The sequence below is a fragment of the Veillonella sp. ZSJB6 genome (genome assembly GCF_051549505.1).
GTDB lineage: Bacteria > Bacillota > Negativicutes > Veillonellales > Veillonellaceae > Veillonella.
Window position 1 is genome coordinate 14,303 of sequence record NZ_JBPUGE010000010.1, and the last position, 20,925, is coordinate 35,227.

The following is a 20,925-nucleotide window of genomic DNA, read 5'->3' on the forward strand; positions in this document are numbered from 1 at the left end:
TATATGTTGAAAAAAAATTGGGCACTTTGGACACACCCCCCCCTATAAATCCAGTATCGGTGCGGGTTCATAGGCGTGTCCGAAGGTGTGTCCAATCATTAAATGAGAACGAGGTGAGAACGTGGAAAAAGACATCGAGCGATGGCTAGGAAATCAACTCAAAAAAATGGGGTGCATATATATGAAATTCGTGTCACCTGGAAACGACGGGGTGCCTGATCGGATTATTGTACTTCCTGGAGGTGGTGTCCTATTCGTCGAGTTAAAGGGTACAACAGGGAAGTTAATGGCTAACCAACGAGTACAGATTTCACGATTACGTAAACAAGGCGCTTTGGTGTTTGTGGTAACCGGGATGTCTGACGCCAAGTTATTTGTTGAAGATATGGAAAGGGCGATACATGGACTTTCATCCACACGAGTATCAAAGCATTGCAATACAACGAATCATTGACAATACCCATTACGGATTGTTACTGGATATGGGGTTAGGTAAAACCATATCTACCCTTATTGCGATTGACCGGCTTATGTATGATTACTTTGACATTAAAAAAGTATTACTCATTGCACCTAAGAAGGTAGCAGAGTCTACATGGGCCCAAGAAACGCAAAAATGGAGTGCTACAAGACGTTTAACCGTGGCTAAGGTGTTAGGTTCCGAGAAGGAACGCATACACGCCTTAGAGAGCGAATCTGACATTTATGTGATAAATCGTGAAAACGTGCAATGGTTATATGAGTACTACCATAAGAAAAAATCGTTCCCTTTCGATATGTTAGTTATCGATGAGAGTTCTTCGTTTAAGAACCCACAGGCTAAACGGTTTAAGGCGATACGAAAACTCCGTCCACTGTTTAAGCGTATCGTCATTTTAACAGGTACACCGGCACCGAATACCTTACTTGATATTTGGGCGCAAATGTATCTCTTAGATGGTGGCGAACGATTAGGTAAGACGATTACCGAATATCGTACGCGGTATTTTACGCCGGACAAAACAAACGGGCATGTCGTGTACAGTTACCGATTACTGCCTGGTGGTGATAAGGCGATATTCAGTAAGATGCAAGATATCTGTATGAGCCTAAAAGCTAAGGACTATCTTACATTACCTGAACGCATCGAGAACGTTATCACAGTAGAGATGAGCCCGAAAGAATGGGAACTCTATAAACAGATGGAACGTGAGCACGTGCTTAGTTTAGCCAGTGATGACGATGTAAGTGCACTCAATGCAGCAGCACTCGCCGGTAAATTGTTACAACTGGCGAATGGATCCATTTATAACGATGAGGGTGAAATCGTAGTCGTCCATAACGAGAAGATTGAACGCTTGAAAGAATTGGTAGAGACGAACGAAGGAAAACCGATGTTAGTGTTCTACAACTTCAAGCATGACCTTCAATCGATTAAAGAAGCGTTCCCGAAAGCCGTTGAGTTAAAGACCGATGATGATGTAGCTGAGTGGAACAAAGGCAACATTCAAATGTTACTGGCACATCCCGCATCAGCGGGGTACGGCTTAAACCTTCAAGCTGGTGGCAATATCATCGTATGGTATGGGTTAACTTGGAGCCTAGAGCAGTATCAACAAGCGAATGCACGACTTCATAGACAAGGACAAACACAACCTGTGATTATCCACCACCTAGTAACAAAAGGCACGATGGACGAGCAAGTCATGAAAGCCTTAGAACGTAAAGAAGCAGGGCAAGATGCCCTCCTAGAAGCTATTAAATATCGTAAAGAATTGTATAAGGAGTGAGATTATGCAAAAGAAATGTAGACGATGCGGAGACACATTTACAGTAAAAATACACGAGGACTACTGCCCTGAGTGTGAAAAAGTGATGACGCCACCTGGCGCAGGTGTGAGTAAAGAGTTAACCTGTGAGGGATGTGGCACAACCTTTATTCATACAAAGGAAAAAGCACAAGGACGTTGGCCTAAATATTGTCCGGAGTGTCTACCTAAGTATTCGAAGGTACCTAAGAAGCAGAAAGAAAAAGAAATAGTTTTTACTCTTGCGAACATGGTAGCGAAGACACTAGAGGAGCCTGAAGTTAAGACCATCGAATTGCCTAAGCAAGAAGATGTTATCAATCATCCTTCACACTACACACGAGGCAAGATTGAGGTTATCGATTTTATCGAGGATCAACAACTCCCATATCATCTTGGTAATGTTATCAAGTACATCGCACGAGCAGGGCATAAGGGCGATAAACTCGAAGACCTAAAAAAAGCACGGTGGTATTTAGACCGGTACATCAATGAGGTAATGCAGCATGAGTGACTATAAAGAAAAGGCGACTGCGTATCTGCAAGATATAAAGATGATAGCCATACGTATTCAATCGCTACGGCAAGATATTCGCAAACTGCAGTATGATATCATCACCCTATCGGCGATTGATTATTCCAAAGACCGAGTATCAGGGGGTGGCACTCCGGTAGGGCTTGAAGGTGATGTGGCTAGACTTGTTGATACAGTCGATACCAAAAAACGTGAGATAGCGAAGCTTATAGCTAAAAGGGAAGAAGCAAGGGCTTTGATTGAAAAGATAGAATGTATACCAGGGCGTATTATATTATCGCAAGAATACATAAACGGGGCTTTCCCTAAGAAAGTACAAGCGATGATATATTACGAAAAAAGTAGTTACTTCAATTTAAAAAATAAAGCATTGAACGAATTAGGGGAACTCCTTTCATAGTGGAGTACTTTGGAGTACTTTGGAGTATTTTGGACTTAAATGAACCGACTTGACATAGTATAATGTAGTTGTGAAAGGTGTCATTAGTCATCTAACACAAATCCTCTCTTATACACAACTCGGCAAAAAGCACGGTGATAACGACCGTGCTTTTTGTTGTATGTAGCATTGTAAATACAGGGGCCCGTATTTATGGTGTAGGCGATCGCGTAAGCTAAGGAGAGGGAATATGTAAAAATGAAATTTACCGCACAATGAAACCAGGGCGAGCCGAATATGTCCACATACATTTCAAAGCTTATACATTATGAGCTTGCCCTGTATCGTTGTACGCTGACATCTGATGACTAGAACTAGTAGTCCTCCAATATCTATATAGCCTAACAACAACCAACTAGTCATCGGATTTGAGCGTACAAACGGATTAAAGGTGATAAGGAATGAGCACAGAAGTCAAATGTATTAAACGTAAATGCCTGAATAACAAAAACGGCGTTTGCGCTGCGAAACTAATTGAATACGACGGCCTGTGTCAAACGTATATCACACATGACCACGCACACAAAAGTAATTGTGGATTATGCACTCGTTCGCACGGCCGATTTAAGAGAAACAGCCGTGATGTATTAAGATAGCCAGGAGGTGAGATAGTGGCTGCATTAGCAAATAAACGACACGAAAAATTTTGTCATGAGTACATCAAGGATATGAACGCTACACAGGCTGCTATTCGCACTGGTTACTCAGAAAAAACAGCTAAAATGCAAGGTAGTCGCTTGATGACTAATGATGACATCAAAACAAGGGTTTCTGAATTACGGGAAGCCTATTTCAATGAAAACATCATGACAGCTCAACAGGTCGAGTATGAGTTAACACGAATTGCCCTGGGGCTCTCAAATGAAAAGCAAGTGGTTATCGAGGGCACAGGGGAAGGATGTTCCGAAGCTCGAATTATCGATAAGCCACCGGACGAGAAGTCAAGACTAAAAGCCCTAGAGCTTATGGCTAAACGCCATAGAATACTCAGCGGTGATACGACTATCGATATTAAGCCTGTACTCATCGTAGGTGGTGACGATATTGCAGACTAACAGAGTGTACTTGCCGGATATCGTAGGCAAGGGATACGGTGCTTTTTGGCGGTTCAAAGGGCGTTATAAAGTAGTCAAGGGCAGTCGTGCCAGTAAGAAGTCTTCTACCCAGTCTCTAAAAGTTATTATGGAGATAATGGAGAACCCTTGTATAAACTGGCTAGTCGTTCGTAAGACAGAACGGACTTTGCGTGACAGTTGTTTCGCGCAGCTTAAATGGGCTATGCGCCAGTTGAAGGTGGAGCGGTACTTCAAATGTTCTGTATCGCCACTTGAAATAACGTACATCCCGACCGGTCAGAAAATCCTATTTCGTGGTCTCGATGATCCTTTAAAGGTAACGTCCATTACTGTTGAAGTTGGCGCGTTGTGTAGGCTATGGATTGAAGAAGCTTACGAGATTATGAGTGAAGATGCCTTCAACAGACTGGATGAATCTATTCGTGGTCAGTTGCCTGACGGGTTGTATCACCAGGTAGTCTTAACTTTTAACCCGTGGTCCGATAGGCACTGGTTAAAGAAACGATTTTTTGATGAGCCTAGTGAAAACGTGCTGGCCATGACTACGAATTACCTGTGTAACGAGTTCCTGAGTGAATCTGACTTAGTGTTATTCGAAGAAATGAAGAAGAACCCTAAGCGGTACCAAGTAGCAGGGCTCGGCAACTGGGGCGTTGTCGAAGGACTGGTTTACGAAAACTGGAAAGAACAAGAATTCAATGTTGATTATATTAGAGGTCAAACCGGTATCAAGTCCGCGTTTGGCCTTGATTTTGGTTATACGGTAGACCCTACAGCGTTAGTGTGCATGCTAGTTGATATGGCGAATAAGAAAATCTACATATTCGATGAGCTGTACGAAACAGGGCTTACGAATCAACAATTAGCATCTCGTATCAAGGATATGGGGTATGCGAAAGAGAAGATTCGAGCCGATAGTGCCGAGCCTAAATCTATTGAGGAATTGTACCAGGAAGGGCTAAAAGGGATAACCGGGGCACGCAAAGGTAAGGACAGCATATTAAATGGTATTCAGCGGATACAAGACTACGAACTAATCGTTCATCCAAGATGCGTTAATGTGCTGCGTGAGTTATCCACGTACCAATGGGCGAAGGATCGCTTTGAGAAATACACAGGGAAACCTGAAGACGAAAATAACCATGCTATGGATGCTATGCGGTATGGTTTGGAAGATATTAATGTAGAAAGGTGGTCGTTTGATTGATATTATCTCAGCTGTGGGACCGCATCATAAAAGGTTCAGCGACTATGTCGGAACGCGAGTTCCTACAAGCACAACTGCGTAATTTTCTAGGTAGCGAACAGCGGAAAACGATGTGTACTGCTATCGATTATTATGACGGTAAACATGACATTTTGAATAAGCAACGGTACGTTATTGGTGAGGGTAATAAGCAAATAGCGTTACAGGGCGTTCCTAATAATCAGATTGTGGATAACCGATTTGATGATTTAGTAGACCAAAAGGTTAACTACTTATTGTCTAAGCCATTGGATATTAACACCGATGATGACGAGCTCGATAAGATGTTCGGTATTCAGTTCCAAAAACTGCTAAAGTCTGTAGGCAAGTTTGCAACGATGGCGGGTAAGGCGTATATACATCCTTACATTGGCATCGATGGCGCTCTAAAGTTTAAGATGATGAAACCGCATCAGGTTTTACCATTTTGGGCAGATGAGGAGCACACACAACTAGATGCGTTCTTATACTTGTACGACATCGAGTACTATACAGGGCTAGAAACTAAGACCATTCACAAAGTGGAATACTACACACCGAATGGTATTCAGTATTACACATGGGATATGGAACGTTTACTTCCTGATCCAGATAAAGAAAATACCGCTAATTTTGCTATTGCCGATAAACCATACAACTGGGAACGCGTTCCGTTAATCATGTTCCGTGCTAATGAATTTGAGCAACCTCTTATCGTTAAGGTTAAATCTCTACAGGACGCACTTAACCGGTTACTATCCAACTTCCAAGATAATATGGAAGAGGATATCCGCAGCACAATTTTGATACTACAGAACTATGACGGTGAAAATCTCGCTGAGTTCCGCCAAAATCTTGCTTCGTATGGGGCAATCAAGGTTCGTACAGTAGATGGCGTCAATGGTGATGTGAAAGCCTTAAAAATAGAGGTGAATAGCGACAATTACCAATTACTAATTAACATTTTGCGTAAAGCGATTATCGAGAACGGCCGAGGCTTTGATGCTAAGGACGATCGTATGGCTAACAATCCTAATCAGATGAACATTATGTCCATGTACTCTGATATTGATTTAGATGCCAATGAAATGGAGCTAGAGTTTAAATCTAGCTTGCACGATTTGATGTGGTTCGTTAACACGTATCGTGGCTTAACTAATCAAAATACAGTTGAAGAAGTGGACTTCATCTTCAATCGTGACTTGCCTATCAATGAAGGCGATACGATTAACAACTGTAAAAATTCCGTTGGTATCATATCCAATGAAACCATCATTGCAAATCATCCGTGGACAACAGATGCTGCGGAAGAACTTGCAAAAGTAAAAAAGGAACAGTCCGAAGTAACAGCAGATTTTGTTGTACCGAACGGCGGTGAGGCAGATGGCGAATGATTACTGGGAGAAACGGTATGAGCGGTTACTAGATGAATCGTTTCAAAAAGCGAATCTCACTGATGCGGAAATCAAAGCTAACTACGCCAGGGCGTTACGCAGGATAGAAAAGGCTATCAACGATTGGTATCGCAGGTTCGCCACAGAAAACGGACTTCAACTAGCCGAAGCAAGGAAGCTACTAAACGCCTATGAAATGAAAGCCTTTAAAATGGATTTGGCTGAGTTTAAGGCGGAAGCTAAGAAACTTGGCGTATCTGAAGAACATCAACAAATGCTATCAAATGCATCCATTCGTGAGCGGTTAAGCCGTGAACAGATGCTGTATATCAATGTGGTTCATGAGCTTGAAATACTGGCTCAAAAGCAGAGTATTTCACTTAACGACCTATTGAAAGATGTGTATCAGTCCTCCGCGTATAAGTCCGCATATACAGTGCAGACGCAACGCGGAGAATACTCACCTATTAATACGATTGATAGCAAGCGTGTTGATAGCGTGGTTCACAGTCAATGGGCTAGCGATGGCAAGGACTTCAGTAGTAGGATTTGGGGCGATACAAGTAAGCTAGTAGCTAACTTGCAGAATGATTTCACCCAAGCTCTCATTATTGGGCAAGGGGCGGACACGATGGCAGATAATCTGCATAAGCGGATGAAGACATCATACAGTAACGCTAAGCGATTAATCGAAACAGAGACGGCACGGGTTCACGAGCAAGGGTTTCTTGATAGTATGAAAGACCTAGATATCGAGGAGTTAGAGATACTGGCTACACTAGATAGTCATACTTCTTCTATCTGCAGACACATGGATCGTAAACGTGTCAGAGTCGTAGATGCTAAACCAGGCGTAACCGTTCCGCCGTTTCATTGCTATTGCCGGTCAACTACAATTCCATATATTCCTGGGCTCGAAGGAACTCGAACAGGTAGAAATCAGAACGATAAGAGTACTGATTTTGACGGAGCGATTACCTACGAGGAATGGGAAAAAGAATATATCAATTAGCAGCGGAAACGCTGCTTTTTTATTGCCATTTTAGTATTGTTGGGCGATAACTAACAAGACCGTAGCCGTGAGGTGTGGCTCACGAAAATAAAGCGAAATGGGTATTTTTTAAGGAGGTCACTATGACTAAGGAAGAATTGTTAGCACTAGGATTAACTGAAGAACAGACTGCTAAGGTCGTTGAAGACTATGGCAAGAATTATGTGTCTAAGGATCAATTCAATGCTAAGAATGAGGAACTCAAATCCGTAAAAGGGGAACTCACGACCCTTAACAGCGAGATTGATAACCTCAAAAAATCTAATGCAGATAATGCGGAGCTTGCGAAACAAATTGAAACGATGAAAGCTGATGCAGAAACTCGTAAGGCTGAATACGAGGGTAAAATCGCACAACTTGAAATCGACAATATTGTGAACGTAGCATTGTCTAATGCAAAAGCTAAAAACAACGTTGCGGTCCGTGCGCTATTGGATTTAACCGATGCAAAAGTGAAGGACGGCAAAATCAAGGGGTTAGATGAACAACTTGCTGAAGTTGCTAAAGCTAATCCTTATTTATTTGGGGAAGCGTCCGCTCCTAAAGGTGTAGCGCCTGGTAACCCTGGCGGTAAAGCACCGAGTGGCGCAGTAACTAAAGAAGACTTCGCTAAAATGACGTACTCTCAACGGGCGGAGTTATTCGCAAACGATGTTGAACTTTACCATTCATTAACAGGAGGAAACGCTAATGAATAAACAATTCTCTTTTAATTTACAAACATTCGCAGCAGGTCCTACGCAAGTTGCTAATGTAGTTAACCCTCAAGTAATGGCGGATATGGTGTCCGCGGGCTTACCTAAAGCTATTAAATTTACTCCAATCGCTAAAATCGATAACACATTGGCAGGCGTACCTGGTAACGAAATCACTATCCCAGCATGGGGCTACATTGGTGATGCGGAAGACATCGCCGAAGGCGTAGAAGTACTTGCAACTCAAATGTCCACGTCCGTCGCTAAAGCTAAGATTAAAAAAGCAATGAAACGCGTTGATATCACAGACGAAGCTAAATTATCCGGTTATGGCGACCCAGTAGGCGAAGCTACTCATCAATTACGTTTGTCCTTGGCATCTAAAATCGACCAAGACGTAGTAACAGCTCTTGGCGGTGCTACTCTTACTGTAACTGATACTAAAGTTATTTCTTATGAAGGTGTGGTCAACGCAGTAGATAAATTGAACGAAGAAGACTACGTTGAAAAATATTTGTTTGTAGCACCTTCTCAAATTACTGCTCTTCGTAAAGACGCTAACTTCATTGATAAAACAAAATACGGCAACGACGTTATGATGACAGGTGAAATCGGTATGATTGCAGGCTGTCGTGTTGTAACATCTCGCCGCATCAATGACACAGGCGCAACTGTTGATAACTTCATCGTTGGTGTAACTGCAGAAGTGGAGGACGGTACTCCTGTATTACCAGCTGTAACAATCTACATTAAACGCGACGTTATGATTGAAGCTGATCGTGTTCCTGAAAAAGGTTTGGACAAAATCGTTGCCAACGAACACTACACTGTTGCATTGACTAACCAATCCAAAGTTGTAAAAGCTACATTCAAAAAATAGTAGGTGAATAGTATGACCACGAAAGAGACAGTTTTACAAATTCTTGAATCGTGGCTTGGGTATGATGCAATTTCTGATGTAAATATCATTGAGTATATGATTGATGCGGAAACACAACATATCCTCAATGATATCAATCAGAAAGAACTACCTAGCGAATTACAGCACGTTCTCGTATATCGTGTAATTGGCAGCTATATCACCACAAACAAAAACAAATTGATTGAAGCTGACGGAGAAATGGCGAGTTCCATTAAAATGGGCGATACTGAAGTTCAATTTAAAGGAACCGACAAGGCATCCCGTCTCCAAGAATTGGCCACCGCTTTGAGTGGATATGGAAGGGGTGACCTAGCATGCTTCCGACGGCTAAGATGGTAGACGCTGCTAGAAAGCAGTTAGAACGATTATACGATTGTACGTGTTATGTTATCTCCGAAGTGGATGCAATGGACCCCGATACTGGAATTATGAGTAAAACTGCCAGTAGAGAGGGTCCTTTTGCTTGTAGAATTAGCTATAAAACTCTCTCTACAGGTCAAATCGCTGAGATTGCAAAATTTAGTACCACCACGGTACTTTTCACCGCTCCGGATGTAATCATACCAAATGGGGCTCGAATTGAGCTTATAGGGCGAAATACGAAGCAACTTTTTCGCAGTGCCTCGATTCCGGCACGATATGACACCCACCAAGAGGTGCAACTCGAAAATTTAGAGGTGCATTGACATGGGTGTTGAATTTGATATGGACGAATTTGCTGAATTTAATCGTAGCTTAGTTAAACTGAGTCAATCGGGCAGTCTTCAGAAATTCAACAAGGAAGTCGTGAAGGAAATGGCTGGTGTGTATGTGCGTGAAGCTAAATTGAACACACCGGTCGGAAAACGATCGGTTAAATTCATGCAAAACGGCAAAGTACAAACAAAGTATTTTGATAGTGAGCATACCCGCCAATCGTGGAGTGTTGGTAGATATCAACTGAACGAAAAAACCGGACGGGTTAGGGTGTTTAACACGTCCTCTTACGCCTCGTTCCTTAATGATGGTCATCGGCAAGAAGTTGGGAGATTTCTTCCGTGGATAGGCCAATCTAAAGGCGGAGTTATGCAAGGTGGTAGACTGAAAAAGCCTTGGGTAGATGGTGCGTACATGCACGAAAAAGCTGAAAAGGCACTCAGTAAAAACGCTAAACGTATTATGGAAATTACATTAAAGAAATGGATTGAAAAGCATGGTGGATTCTGATGTATTAACAGCTGTATCTAAAGCCGTACATACGGCACTTAAGGTGCCGATATACCTAGAATTCAAAGAAAACAATATGACATTCCCTTGCGCATATATCAAGGTGATTGAGCCAAGTATGGGCAGACATGTCGGTGATCTTTATAACACTTCTTTGGATTTAGACATCATGTATTACGCCAATAATCTTGATGTGGTTACTGATACGCGAAAACTCATTGATATTCCTAGTGTGCTGTACCTACTGCTTGAATTTGTACAAGTTGGGGAACGGACAATTATGGGCACGGGTATGAAGTACAAGATTTCAGATGGCGTGCTGCACTTCTTCGTAACGTATGAAAACATACTACGGAAAGTGGCCAAACCTATCGAACGAATGAAGCACATGGAATTAACAGAAAGGGTAAAAGATGGCAGATGAAAAAGAAACAGTCGAGGTAACGACTGAACAACAATTTGATGCTTACGCTATCATTGCATCTGACAAATACAGACGGTATCGTGATTTACTCACTTGCCTTCTTAATGAAGATGAAATGTATACGGAAAGCGACATTGATAAGATTTTAAATCAGGCATTAACAACGCCTGTGAAAGGTTAGTGAAATATGGCATTAGGTGGTGGCACATTCTTATTCCACAATAAAGTATTGCCAGGTACTTATATTAACTTCGTATCCAAAGACCGAGCATATGCAGAAGTATCTGACCGTGGCTTTGGGGCGATGATGCTCTCCTTTGATTGGGGCCCAAGTGGTGAAGTGTTCCGTGTAGATAACGACACATTCCAAAAGGATTGCCAAAAATACTTTGGTTATGACTACGGCCATGACAAAATGAAGGGCTTACGTGATTTGTTCCGTGGTCTTAAAACTGGTTACTTCTACCGCTTGAACTCCGACGGCGCACAAGCTACAAGCACAATCGGTAAAGCTAAGTATAAGGGTATTCGTGGTAACGATTTGGGTGTATCTGTTCAATCTGATCCAGATAACACAGGTAAATTTATCGTAACTACTTACCTCACTACAGGTGATGTTCGTAAAGCAGTAGATATTCAAAAGAACTTGAAGAATGCGACAGAACTGCAAGATAACGATTACATCGTATTCACTAAAACTGGCGCATTAACTACTACAGCTTATACTGCACTATCCGGTGGTACTAACGGCTCCACAATCGCCGTTAAGAACTACCAAGACGGCATTGATATGCTTGAACCTTACTACTTCAATACGTTGGGTTACGCTGGTGCGGACGACACAATTAAGAACTTGCTTATTGCATTTACTAAACGTTGCCGTGAACAAAGTGGTGCTAAATTCCAATTAGTGATTCATGGTAAGACTGGGGTCAACTATGAAGGTGTTATCTCCATCCTTAATGACGTAACCGACGAAGGCGCTGAAAAAGGCTCTTTGGTGTACTGGACATTAGGTCAAGAAGCATCTTGCAATATCAATGCTACAGTAGGCAACATGATTTATGATGGCGAATACACTGTAAATGTTAAGTACAAACAGTTCGAACTTGAACAAGCTATCAAAGATGGTATGTTTATGTTCCATAATGTTACTGACTCCGTTGGTGGTAATATCCAAGGCGACGTTCGTGTATTGAAAGACATCAACACATTTACTGAATTCAGTAAAGCTAAAAACCGCGACTTCTCTCTTAACCAAGTCATTCGTGTATTGGATAACTGGGCAGTTGACGGCGCTAGATTGTTTAATAAAACACATCTTGATAAATCCCCTAATGACCAAGCTGGTCGTGAGTCCTTATGGGGCGACCTTGTATATCTTGCTGAGCAGTACCAAAAAGTACGTGCTATCCAAAACTTCGATGATAAAGACATCCCAGTACCTACGCAAGGTGATAACAAGGAAGATGTATTGGTTAACGTACAATTACAGCCAACTGTGGCTATGGAAAAATTGTACATGACTGTTGTAGTAGCCTAGGAGGATAACGTATGGAAAATGAAATTTTAGATGCATTGAAAACGATGGATGCAGCTGACGTTGTTTCTTCTAAATTAGCGTCTTGCTATATCGTAGAGAACGGTAACCGATACTTACTGTTTCAAGCTAAGAAACTTAGCGCAAAAATTAAAAAGAATAAAGAAAAAGTGGCAATCTTGGGCCGTATCGGTGCAGGCAATAAGTCTACCTCCGTAGAATACAGCGGTAGCTTAACGATTTACCATAACACAGCTTTATTCGATAAGATGGTTGAAAAATACTTGAAAACGGGCGTGGATACATACTTTGATATGCAAGTAGTTAACAACGATCCAACTTCTAAAGCTGGTCGCCGTTCTGTAATTCTAAAAGGTGTGAACCTTGATGAATTAACAGCAGCTGAATTCGACGCTGAAGGCAAATACATTGAACAAGAACACAACTTCACGTATGAAGGTGTTAAATACGTTCAACACTTTAATGAATTAGACGGGATGCAAGCCTAGTGCTTGCATCCTTTTTTTAGGAGGTTTTTATAATGGCTGAAAATTTAAGCGCATTCCTTAAACAAAACGTTGATGTAGTCAATGAAACAGAATATGTAGCATCTAAACGTATTAAAGTGAATGGCGAGCCTGTTGCGTGGAAAATCAAAACATTGGCAACAGAAGAAACAGAAAAAATGCGTAAGAAATACACTAAACGCATTACTGACCGCATCTCTCGTCAATCTGAAGAACGCTTTGACGCGACTGCATACAACGAAGATGTGCTATCTAAGGCAATCACTTACCCTAATCTTTATGATGCGGAACTTCAAGATAGCTGGGGCGTTACTGAACCGGTTGAGCTTGTAAAAGCAATGCTTACACCTGGTGAATACGCTGACCTTTTGGCAGCAGTAACGGAAGCCCAAGGCTATGATGTGGGCATGGAAGATAAGGTAAAAGAAGTAAAAAACTCCTAGAATCCAATGAAACAGAAACGATGTTCGCATATTTGGCATTTGTTAAATACCATATGCGACCTTCTGTTTTTGCGGATATGGACATGAATGAAAAGGCTGTAGTGATTGCCTTTATTCAGCAACATGCCAAAGATGAGCAAGATGAAATGAATAAGGCAAAAAGGGGGTAATGAATGGCTACACTTTCTAACTATATAAGCCTCTCTACTAATATTCCTAATGCTATGAACGCAGCCGCAAACGCAACAACTAAAGCCTATCAATCCATGAACACGCTACACAATAAGATGAACGGTGTATCGAGTGCTAGTGAAACTCTGAAAGCTAGCATGGGCGGTATCATGAATAGCTTTGCAGGTAACCTGTTGGCTAGTACAGTAATGAATGGCGTTGGTGCTATAAAAGGCGCTATCGAATCGATTCAAGATACTGCTACAGAATGGGCACAGGTGCAAGCTCGCCTTAAATTGGTAGCTGGTAGCCAGGAAAATGCTATTTACCTAAATAAGCAGATATTTGAATCCGCACAGCGTGCAAGGGGTGGATATTTGGAAATGGCTGACGCTGTAATCCAGGTATCTCAATCCGCGCATGATGCGTTCCCGGACCCAAGACAAGCCGTAGAATTCATGGAAGGGGTACAAAAGGTATTCGCTATAGGCGGTGCATCGAAAGAAGCACAAAAGAACGCCATGCTTCAGTTAACGCAAGGTTTGGCCAGTGGACAATTACAGGGCGACGAGTTCCGGTCTATTGCTGAAAACGCGCCTATGATTGAAAACATCATTGCTAAAACTATGGGCGTATCTCGTGGCGAACTTAAAAAGTTAGCATCGGAGGGCAAGATTACCGCTGATGTAATCAAGAACGCTATCATGACTAATATGCCTGAGATTGAAAAGCAGTTTGAATCGCTTCCTAAAACTTGGGGTGATCATATGCAGTCGATTAAGAATAAAGCTATTCGAGCGTTCGAGCCTGTGTTCCAACGAATATCTGACCTTGCTAATAGCGAGGGTGTCCGTGAGTTAGTGGACAACGTAACGGGAGCTATCCAAACAGTAGCACCTGTATTCTATTGGCTCGTAGGCGTTATAGGCGAAACGATTAACACTGCAGTATGGGCGTTTAACACGTTATCTAACTTTGTTAGACAACACTCGTCTATCATGTATACGGCGATGATAATATTGGGCGGCGTTATGGCGTTTTATGCAATCCAAGCAGGTATAGCAGCCGGAAGAACGATTCTCGCTGCAGGTGCTATGGCGATTAAGGCCGTAGCAGATTGGGCGGAAACTGCTGCTCTGTTAGCAATGATTGTAGCTCAAGAAGGATTGAACGCCGCATTATACGCGTGTCCGTTAACATGGGTAATCGGTTTGATTGTTGCAGTTATAGTCGTAATCTACTTAGTTGTAGAAGCTATTAACTATTTCTGTGATGCGAATATTAGCGTACTAGGAATCGTAGTTGGTGCTTTTTGGGCGTTCGGTTCCGCTATTTTCAATGTGTTCGCATTGGGGTGGAACATTATCGCAGCATTTGTTAATTTCTTGGCCAACGTATTTAAAGACCCATTACATGCAGTCGCTAACTTGTTTATCGATATATGGAATGGTATTTGGCAATTCGTAAAAGCCCGGATTAACGATATTATCGATGCGATTAACAAAATCCCTGGTGTAAATATCGATAAAGTAGGCGGGTCTACTGGTGTACTGGAACGGTTCGAGATTGCCGGCGGTGAAACCACTGTCATGGGTAAGATGGATTATTCTAGTGTTACTGGAGCTTTCGGCGAGGGCTATAACATTGGGGCTAACCTTAGCCTAGGTGATTTAATGCCTAGCATGCCTGGTGTTAAAACTCCTCAAGAGTTTGACGCTAGCAAAATTACTCCAGGTGCTAATCATGATGCAGCCGATAAGACTAAGAAAAACACAGGTAAGACTGCCAAAAACACAGGCAAGATTGCCAAGTCTATCGACATGACAAATGAGGAAATCAAGGCACTCCGTGAAAGCGCTATCGATAAGTCCTTGAAGAGATGGCAAGATGCCAATGTAATTCACATCCAAATGAATAACGATGTGGAAATCAATAACGGCACTGACCTAGATGGCTTTACAAGTCAAATCTCGAAGGGCTTGAAAGATGCATTCGCAATTCAAAGGGAGGGAATCTAAATGTATTACTTCTATATGGGGACGATGCAGATACCGATTCCCCCTAAAGAATTAACCACTACTATCAATGGCAAGAACGAAACAATGGAGCTATTGGGGAAAGGCGAAGTTAACGTTATTAAACCCGCAGGGCTTACTGACATTGCTTTTAAATTCTTGTTGCCTAACTCTGATTATCCATTTAATGAGTCCTTGGTCTTTAAGTCTAAGAAGGCTAAGTACTATATCGATGAACTCGAAAAGCTTAAAACTACAAAGACGATCTTCCAATTTATCGTAGTTCGAATGAAACCAGGCGGACAGATGCTTGCCATGACTAACATGAAGTGTACGCTTGAAAACTACGTCATAGAGGAAGATGCAGATAACGGCTTTGACTCCTATGCTAGCGTTACCTTGAAGCAGTGGAAGCCTTGGGGTGCTAAACGGATTGAAGTGAAGACCGATAAGGATGGTACTGCAAAAGGTAGCGTTAAGTCGGATAGACCGACGGATGGCAAGGTGGCAGCATCTACTGCTAAGGTATCCAAAGGACAGACTTTACAACAAATCGTTAAGAAGCAATTAGGCAATACGGATAACCTGTTCCAAATTGCTGCCCTTAACAAAATCGCTGTGCCCGCTATCTTGGGAGTTGGCCAAGTCGTCCAGCTTAAACGTGAGGGTAATAACGAATGGCTATAGATGAAAAGAAAGCAGTCGAAAAATCTCAAATCAATGGCACTATCATTCCGTTACCCATGCCTACTCAACTTCACTATGAGTTAACCATCAGAAATAAAAGCACTGGTGATTTATGGCTTATAGAACCCGAAGACGGCGTACAAATTACGAGAGCAGTTGACTGTGTTCCAAGTAAGATGACTTTCAAAGTGCCTAAAGACCCTAACCTCAATTTTGAAGAAGGTGATACCGCCAAGTTCACTTTAAACGGAGGAGCGGTGTTCTTTGGGTACGTCTTTGAGAAACAGCGTGACGGCAAGAATTCGATATCAGTTACTTGCTATGATCAGATACGCTATCTCAAGAATAAAGACTGCTATGTTATCGGAGCTATGACTGCGACAGAGTTCATCAAAATGGTAGCCGATGACTTCGGTTTGAAATGTGGTTATATGGACGATACCGTGTGGAAAACTCCTGAGAAACCGCAAACCATATTCAAAGATAAGTCATTGCAAGAAATGATATGCCAACTACTCGATAAAACGGCCATATACACGCCTAATCATGCGTTCTATCATTTATACGATGATGCGGGCGAGTTACGGCTAGCATCGTTTGAGACTATGAAGACAGATATTTACATTGATGATGAGTGCATGGAAGATGTGCAATACACAACTTCCATAGACAAGGAAACATACAACTATGTTAAAATCGTCCGCACAGTTCCAAACGGCGCATCAAGTAAGTTGGAGAACACTTTTATAGCTAAAGACGATAAGAACATCGAGAAATGGGGCAGATTACAGTATCTGCTCATTCCTAAAGAAAAGGACGTCAACGCAGTAGCGCAAGCCAAGGCAATCATGGCTCACAAAAACAAGAAAAGCCGTGAAATCAAACTCAAAAATGTCATTGGCGATGTGCGTGTACGCGGTGGATCCTTGGTGTACATCAATCGAAACTTTGGCGATATGGTTGTTAACAATTATATGATGGTAACATCTGTTACTCATACATTTAAAACAGGATTTCATGGAATGGATTTAGATTTACGATACGTTGATAATGACGCAGCTTATGAAGTTGCGAAAGACGAAGATGCCGAAGCGGTTAAGAAGATTGAAGCTGCTAAGAAAACCAAAGGTACTGCAGTCGCTACTGGGGCAGGTGGTACGGCAGGGCAAGTCGATACAGCATTCAGCGCCAATGACGGTCGAGTATCTCAATATGGTAGCGTAGGGTGCGCGGACACAGTATGCGCTACTGGGTCTTGGTACAATTCTGATTTAAAAGCAGAATATGACAAAGGGACGGCAAGAGTTGATACACTTCGCCAAAACCTAGAAGCGAAAGGTTATACAACGGAACAATTCAACGGCTATGCTAATAAAGGCGATTTATTGATTTACGGCGACGATGATCATGTCGTAATCGCTGATGGTGCAGGCGGGTGCTTTGGTAACTCCTCTAGCCGTGGATATGCTATGAAGTATGGCAACGCAAATTATGCGTGGCATAATAACGAAGCGCCAACTAAGATTATTCGAATGGGGGCCAAATAATGGATAGCGAGTACATGAAAATCGTTAACACAATTAAAGAAATAGCGAGCACCGTTATATCGAATGGCGAACCTATGGAAGTAGTCGTCGGCGAAGTTGTCAGTGTATCACCGCTTGCCATTAAGATTGACCCTAAACTAACCGTACCTGAAGAGAATATTATTCTTACCAAAAACACCTGTGAATGGACTATGGAGATGAGCGTTGATCATGTTACAGAAAACCGAGCAGGTGGCGGCGGTATGGCTGAATTTGCTAGCCATAACCACGACTACGTAGGTCGTAAGAAGTATCTCGTTCATAACCAATTAGTCATGGGCGACAAAGTCATTATGCTGAAGGAAACAGGCGGACAGCGTTACATAGCATTAGACCGTTGGTATAACCCGAATAGGGGGTGCACGACTAAGTAATGGCAGATAATTTACTATTACCAAAACAGAATAACGATGCGCTTATTCCTGACACAGTGAATTATATTGATCCGTCGCATACGTATGATGTTGATTTTAGAACGGATAGCCAAATTAGGGGCTATGCGGACAAGTTGCGAGCTATGGAGCAAGCGATTTATAAAATCATCAATACGGAGCGATACCAATATATTATTTACAGTTGGAATTACGGCATCGAACTACAAGACTTATTCGGCCAGCCAATTCCGTATGTGTACGCTGAGTTACAGCGACGCATAGAAGAGGCTTTACTGAATGACGATAGAATAACTAAAGTGTACAACTTTGATTTTAGCCACGAAGGTGGTGACGTCATGGTTGAATTTGATGTAGATACCATCTATGGTACGTTACAAAAAATCAAGAAAGGGGTGAAAGGTATTGTATGAGCATATGACGGCCAATCGAATTGAAAAACGAATGCTCGATAGAGTTAAAGATGAATTCGATCGGCGCGAAGGTAGTGTTATATACGATGCTACAGCTCCAGCAAGTGTAGAGTTCGCAGAGCTCTACATCCTAGCAGATGTTATTTTGAAACAAGCGTTTGCCACTACGGCAGACCGAGACTTCTTAATACTTCGGGCAGCGGAGTTTAATATTTACCCAGAACCTGCAACGCAAGGCGAATTTGAAGCACAGTTCAATATGGAAGTACCGATTGGCTCCAGGTTTAATTACAACGAATACAATTTTGTTGTGACAGAGTTAATCGACGACGCGGAACATAAGTACAAGCTCAAATGTGAACAGTACGGACGCACCCCTAATGCGACTACAGGTGATATTACGCCAATCCAAGGTATTAATGGCCTTACCTCCGCTAAGATATTGAAAAATATCACGCCGGGCGAAGATGAAGAAGACACGGAAGTATTTAGAAAACGATACTTTGATGCTTTAAAATCAAAAGCTTATGGGGGTAATGGTGCCGATTACAAGGAAAAGGTATTAGCTATCCCTGGTGTAGGTGGTGTTAAAGTATACCGCTGTTGGAATGGCGGCGGCACAGTTAAATTAGTCGTCTTAAATAGTGACTACAAGCCGGCAGCAGATGAACTGATTAAGGAAGTAGAGAACGTTATAGACCCTGCACCGAAAGGCAAAGGCTATGGGCTCGCTCCTATAGGTCATACTGTAACAATCGAAAAGGCTGAACCTGTAACTGTCAACTACCGAATTGAAGTAACTATGATGAGTGGTCATAACGTTAACGAAATTCAAACTCTTGCTGAAAACGCTATCAAGCAACGATTACTTATTCGTGCTAAAGAATGGTGTAATCAAGACGAGAAGGATCATGTTATTCTTCGGTCTAGCCTGGTAACAGCTTTGATGGTTGAACTTCCAAACGTTCTTGATGTAGGTAGAATTACCGTAAACGGTGCCACTATATCAAAACTAGAATTAAAGGATAATCAAATCCCAGTATTAGGGACGATTACTTTGGTGGCAGTATGATTACAGATTTCGACATTTTTAAGCGAGATATTGATATCTCACAATTCGCCGTTCCGTTAACTCGAGATTCTCGGGATATCCAAGAAGTGTATCGAGTGGAATCGGCTGAATTACAACTACTATGGGATATCATGCTAGATATCTTTAAGGAAGAATACATCTATACCGCCGCAGATTACGGGCTTGAAGCATGGGAACAAATATTAGGCATCAATCCTCCGGATTTGACAGACACAGAAGGGCGCAGAAGCGAAATACTATCGGTATTAATCGGTCAGCGTCCTTTTACTATGCCTAAAGTGCAAGAAATGCTCAATTTTAAATTCGGTAATCACGTAGTAGAGCACTCTGTTGTATCTGATAGGTATGAGTACTGGCTAGACGTAGTAGAAGGCTTTGAGACTCAATTAAACAATATTATTGATTATGTCGAGCCTTTAATTCCTAAGAACTTAATCATCAAAACTAAAAGTACTACAAACCTTAACGGCGAAATATACATCGGTGCTATCTCCGATGTATATGAATCCTTCCATGTCGGGGCGGCATTAGATAAGTTTGACTTCAAAGTAGGCTCTGACATTAATATAGGCATGAGCTTCGACGTATTAGAAACAATTAAAGTATAAGGAGAACACATGGCTTCTATTTATCCAAATACACGATTAACCAATTATGGCCGTGAGTTAATCGCAAGATCACAAGCAACAGGTAAGAAGTTGCAGTATATTAAATTAGTTACTGGGGACGGCCAGCTCGATAACCAAAATATCGATACTATGACCTCTGTAATAGCTCCAAAATTGGAGTGCCCGTTTACCTCTAATGGTGAATTCGTAGGAGATGGTCAATTTAGAATTGAATTTGCAGTAGGCAATAGTACGGTAACTAATGGATTCTTTGCTAGGGAATTAGGCGTATATGCTAATTTAGAAGGTGAATCTGATTCCGCTGCTAGATTAATTGCATATAGTAATGGCGGTAACTACGCATCCTATATCCCGTCCAAAGAGACGCCAATCAATTCTAAAGTGTTCTCTTTAGATGTTGTAATTGGCAATTCTACCAATGTAACCGTTAAGAAGATTGATGCGGCGTATCTGACTAGAGGGGCATTAGAGGCCCATAGCCGTGATACAAGTGCGCACGCTCCTATCACAGACCAAATTAAAGCAATCCTCGGTAGTGCTAACTGGAAAGACTCTCCGGCAAGTACGCTTGTTACAATTAAAAACTTACTAGGCCAAGGCGCTATCGTGGCATCTAAACTCGATGCTAATGCGGGCTTTGTTAAATTTGCGAATGGTTTCACTATCCAGTGGGGA

The 20,925-nt window shown here is 42.0% G+C and carries 25 protein-coding genes; all 25 read left to right on the plus strand.

Annotated features, from left to right (window positions below; translation table 11 throughout):
- The first annotated feature begins 181 nt into the window (after nt 1–181).
- Nucleotides 182–454: a VRR-NUC domain-containing protein gene (locus ACSV5T_RS09300; RefSeq protein WP_438320930.1), complete on the plus strand. Its 273-nt coding sequence runs from the start codon at nt 182–184 to the stop codon at nt 452–454.
- Entirely contained in the window at nt 402–1,769 is a 1,368-nt protein-coding gene (locus tag ACSV5T_RS09305; protein WP_438320907.1) for an SNF2-related protein, read from the plus strand. The genes ACSV5T_RS09300 and ACSV5T_RS09305 overlap by 53 nt, the downstream gene beginning before the upstream one ends.
- Before the next feature lie 85 nt (nt 1,770–1,854).
- Nucleotides 1,855–2,301, plus strand: a complete 447-nt coding sequence (locus tag ACSV5T_RS09310) for a DUF3310 domain-containing protein (RefSeq protein WP_438320931.1) — start codon at nt 1,855–1,857, stop codon at nt 2,299–2,301.
- Nucleotides 2,294–2,722, plus strand: a complete 429-nt coding sequence (locus ACSV5T_RS09315; protein WP_314356914.1) for a DUF1492 domain-containing protein — start codon at nt 2,294–2,296, stop codon at nt 2,720–2,722. The genes ACSV5T_RS09310 and ACSV5T_RS09315 overlap by 8 nt, the downstream gene beginning before the upstream one ends.
- A gap of 650 nt (nt 2,723–3,372) precedes the next feature.
- Nucleotides 3,373–3,816 (plus strand): terminase small subunit, encoded by a 444-nt coding sequence (locus ACSV5T_RS09320; protein WP_438320908.1) that lies wholly within the window; start codon nt 3,373–3,375, stop codon nt 3,814–3,816.
- Nucleotides 3,817–3,820: 4 nt separating this feature from the next.
- Nucleotides 3,821–5,044 (plus strand): PBSX family phage terminase large subunit, encoded by a 1,224-nt coding sequence (locus ACSV5T_RS09325; RefSeq protein ID WP_438320909.1) that lies wholly within the window; start codon nt 3,821–3,823, stop codon nt 5,042–5,044.
- Entirely contained in the window at nt 5,041–6,456 is a 1,416-nt protein-coding gene (locus ACSV5T_RS09330) for a phage portal protein (RefSeq protein WP_438320910.1), read from the plus strand. The genes ACSV5T_RS09325 and ACSV5T_RS09330 overlap by 4 nt, the downstream gene beginning before the upstream one ends.
- A complete protein-coding gene (locus ACSV5T_RS09335) occupies nt 6,446–7,468 on the plus strand; it encodes a minor capsid protein (protein WP_438320911.1) in 1,023 nt (340 codons plus the stop codon). The genes ACSV5T_RS09330 and ACSV5T_RS09335 overlap by 11 nt, the downstream gene beginning before the upstream one ends.
- A gap of 122 nt (nt 7,469–7,590) precedes the next feature.
- Nucleotides 7,591–8,205, plus strand: coding sequence for a phage scaffolding protein (locus ACSV5T_RS09340; RefSeq protein ID WP_438320913.1), 615 nt, complete (start codon nt 7,591–7,593; stop codon nt 8,203–8,205).
- On the plus strand, nt 8,198–9,082 hold the full coding sequence (locus ACSV5T_RS09345) for a N4-gp56 family major capsid protein (RefSeq protein ID WP_438320914.1): 885 nt from the start codon (nt 8,198–8,200) through the stop codon (nt 9,080–9,082). The genes ACSV5T_RS09340 and ACSV5T_RS09345 overlap by 8 nt, the downstream gene beginning before the upstream one ends.
- A 12-nt stretch (nt 9,083–9,094) precedes the next feature.
- A complete protein-coding gene (locus ACSV5T_RS09350; RefSeq protein ID WP_438320916.1) occupies nt 9,095–9,463 on the plus strand; it encodes a hypothetical protein in 369 nt (122 codons plus the stop codon).
- 348 nt (nt 9,464–9,811) lie between these two features.
- Complete coding sequence (locus ACSV5T_RS09355) at nt 9,812–10,330, plus strand: HK97 gp10 family phage protein (protein ID WP_438320917.1); 519 nt, start codon at nt 9,812–9,814, stop codon at nt 10,328–10,330.
- Complete coding sequence (locus ACSV5T_RS09360) at nt 10,317–10,754, plus strand: phage tail terminator family protein (protein ID WP_438320918.1); 438 nt, start codon at nt 10,317–10,319, stop codon at nt 10,752–10,754. The genes ACSV5T_RS09355 and ACSV5T_RS09360 overlap by 14 nt, the downstream gene beginning before the upstream one ends.
- Complete coding sequence (locus ACSV5T_RS09365) at nt 10,744–10,935, plus strand: hypothetical protein (RefSeq protein ID WP_287501250.1); 192 nt, start codon at nt 10,744–10,746, stop codon at nt 10,933–10,935. Before ACSV5T_RS09360 ends, ACSV5T_RS09365 begins: the two co-directional genes overlap by 11 nt.
- Before the next feature lie 6 nt (nt 10,936–10,941).
- Nucleotides 10,942–12,297: a phage tail sheath C-terminal domain-containing protein gene (locus ACSV5T_RS09370; protein ID WP_438320919.1), complete on the plus strand. Its 1,356-nt coding sequence runs from the start codon at nt 10,942–10,944 to the stop codon at nt 12,295–12,297.
- Between the two features lie 11 nt (nt 12,298–12,308).
- Nucleotides 12,309–12,803: a phage tail tube protein gene (locus ACSV5T_RS09375; RefSeq protein WP_005385916.1), complete on the plus strand. Its 495-nt coding sequence runs from the start codon at nt 12,309–12,311 to the stop codon at nt 12,801–12,803.
- A gap of 32 nt (nt 12,804–12,835) precedes the next feature.
- Complete coding sequence (locus ACSV5T_RS09380) at nt 12,836–13,264, plus strand: phage tail assembly chaperone (RefSeq protein WP_438320921.1); 429 nt, start codon at nt 12,836–12,838, stop codon at nt 13,262–13,264.
- 173 nt (nt 13,265–13,437) lie between these two features.
- Entirely contained in the window at nt 13,438–15,453 is a 2,016-nt protein-coding gene (locus ACSV5T_RS09385; protein ID WP_438320923.1) for a tape measure protein, read from the plus strand.
- The gene (locus tag ACSV5T_RS09390; protein ID WP_438320924.1) at nt 15,454–16,137 is read left to right on the plus strand and encodes a hypothetical protein; all 684 of its coding nucleotides are present in this window, start codon (nt 15,454–15,456) and stop codon (nt 16,135–16,137) included. It begins immediately after the preceding gene.
- A 56-nt stretch (nt 16,138–16,193) separates the two neighbouring features.
- The gene (locus tag ACSV5T_RS09395) at nt 16,194–17,684 is read left to right on the plus strand and encodes an XkdQ/YqbQ family protein (RefSeq protein WP_438320932.1); all 1,491 of its coding nucleotides are present in this window, start codon (nt 16,194–16,196) and stop codon (nt 17,682–17,684) included.
- Complete coding sequence (locus ACSV5T_RS09400; RefSeq protein ID WP_438320925.1) at nt 17,684–18,097, plus strand: DUF2577 domain-containing protein; 414 nt, start codon at nt 17,684–17,686, stop codon at nt 18,095–18,097. The genes ACSV5T_RS09395 and ACSV5T_RS09400 overlap by 1 nt, the downstream gene beginning before the upstream one ends.
- The gene (locus ACSV5T_RS09405; protein ID WP_438320926.1) at nt 18,097–18,528 is read left to right on the plus strand and encodes a DUF2634 domain-containing protein; all 432 of its coding nucleotides are present in this window, start codon (nt 18,097–18,099) and stop codon (nt 18,526–18,528) included. Before ACSV5T_RS09400 ends, ACSV5T_RS09405 begins: the two co-directional genes overlap by 1 nt.
- Entirely contained in the window at nt 18,521–19,600 is a 1,080-nt protein-coding gene (locus ACSV5T_RS09410) for a baseplate J/gp47 family protein (protein ID WP_438320927.1), read from the plus strand. The genes ACSV5T_RS09405 and ACSV5T_RS09410 overlap by 8 nt, the downstream gene beginning before the upstream one ends.
- Complete coding sequence (locus ACSV5T_RS09415) at nt 19,597–20,229, plus strand: putative phage tail protein (protein WP_438320928.1); 633 nt, start codon at nt 19,597–19,599, stop codon at nt 20,227–20,229. The genes ACSV5T_RS09410 and ACSV5T_RS09415 overlap by 4 nt, the downstream gene beginning before the upstream one ends.
- A gap of 9 nt (nt 20,230–20,238) precedes the next feature.
- Nucleotides 20,239–20,925: hypothetical protein (locus ACSV5T_RS09420; protein ID WP_438320929.1), on the plus strand; the 687-nt coding region annotated here is incomplete at its 3' end.

Coding starts and splice junctions, on each gene's coding strand:
- ACSV5T_RS09300 (WP_438320930.1), top strand. CDS start 182: ATGAAATTCGTGTCACCTGGAAACGACGGGGTGCCTGATCGGATTATT.
- ACSV5T_RS09305 (WP_438320907.1), top strand. CDS start 402: ATGGACTTTCATCCACACGAGTATCAAAGCATTGCAATACAACGAATC.
- ACSV5T_RS09310 (WP_438320931.1), top strand. CDS start 1,855: ATGACGCCACCTGGCGCAGGTGTGAGTAAAGAGTTAACCTGTGAGGGA.
- ACSV5T_RS09315 (WP_314356914.1), top strand. CDS start 2,294: ATGAGTGACTATAAAGAAAAGGCGACTGCGTATCTGCAAGATATAAAG.
- ACSV5T_RS09335 (WP_438320911.1), top strand. CDS start 6,446: ATGGCGAATGATTACTGGGAGAAACGGTATGAGCGGTTACTAGATGAA.
- ACSV5T_RS09340 (WP_438320913.1), top strand. CDS start 7,591: ATGACTAAGGAAGAATTGTTAGCACTAGGATTAACTGAAGAACAGACT.
- ACSV5T_RS09345 (WP_438320914.1), top strand. CDS start 8,198: ATGAATAAACAATTCTCTTTTAATTTACAAACATTCGCAGCAGGTCCT.
- ACSV5T_RS09350 (WP_438320916.1), top strand. CDS start 9,095: ATGACCACGAAAGAGACAGTTTTACAAATTCTTGAATCGTGGCTTGGG.
- ACSV5T_RS09355 (WP_438320917.1), top strand. CDS start 9,812: ATGGGTGTTGAATTTGATATGGACGAATTTGCTGAATTTAATCGTAGC.
- ACSV5T_RS09360 (WP_438320918.1), top strand. CDS start 10,317: ATGGTGGATTCTGATGTATTAACAGCTGTATCTAAAGCCGTACATACG.
- ACSV5T_RS09365 (WP_287501250.1), top strand. CDS start 10,744: ATGGCAGATGAAAAAGAAACAGTCGAGGTAACGACTGAACAACAATTT.
- ACSV5T_RS09370 (WP_438320919.1), top strand. CDS start 10,942: ATGGCATTAGGTGGTGGCACATTCTTATTCCACAATAAAGTATTGCCA.
- ACSV5T_RS09375 (WP_005385916.1), top strand. CDS start 12,309: ATGGAAAATGAAATTTTAGATGCATTGAAAACGATGGATGCAGCTGAC.
- ACSV5T_RS09380 (WP_438320921.1), top strand. CDS start 12,836: ATGGCTGAAAATTTAAGCGCATTCCTTAAACAAAACGTTGATGTAGTC.
- ACSV5T_RS09385 (WP_438320923.1), top strand. CDS start 13,438: ATGGCTACACTTTCTAACTATATAAGCCTCTCTACTAATATTCCTAAT.
- ACSV5T_RS09390 (WP_438320924.1), top strand. CDS start 15,454: ATGTATTACTTCTATATGGGGACGATGCAGATACCGATTCCCCCTAAA.
- ACSV5T_RS09395 (WP_438320932.1), top strand. CDS start 16,194: ATGCCTACTCAACTTCACTATGAGTTAACCATCAGAAATAAAAGCACT.
- ACSV5T_RS09400 (WP_438320925.1), top strand. CDS start 17,684: ATGGATAGCGAGTACATGAAAATCGTTAACACAATTAAAGAAATAGCG.
- ACSV5T_RS09405 (WP_438320926.1), top strand. CDS start 18,097: ATGGCAGATAATTTACTATTACCAAAACAGAATAACGATGCGCTTATT.
- ACSV5T_RS09415 (WP_438320928.1), top strand. CDS start 19,597: ATGATTACAGATTTCGACATTTTTAAGCGAGATATTGATATCTCACAA.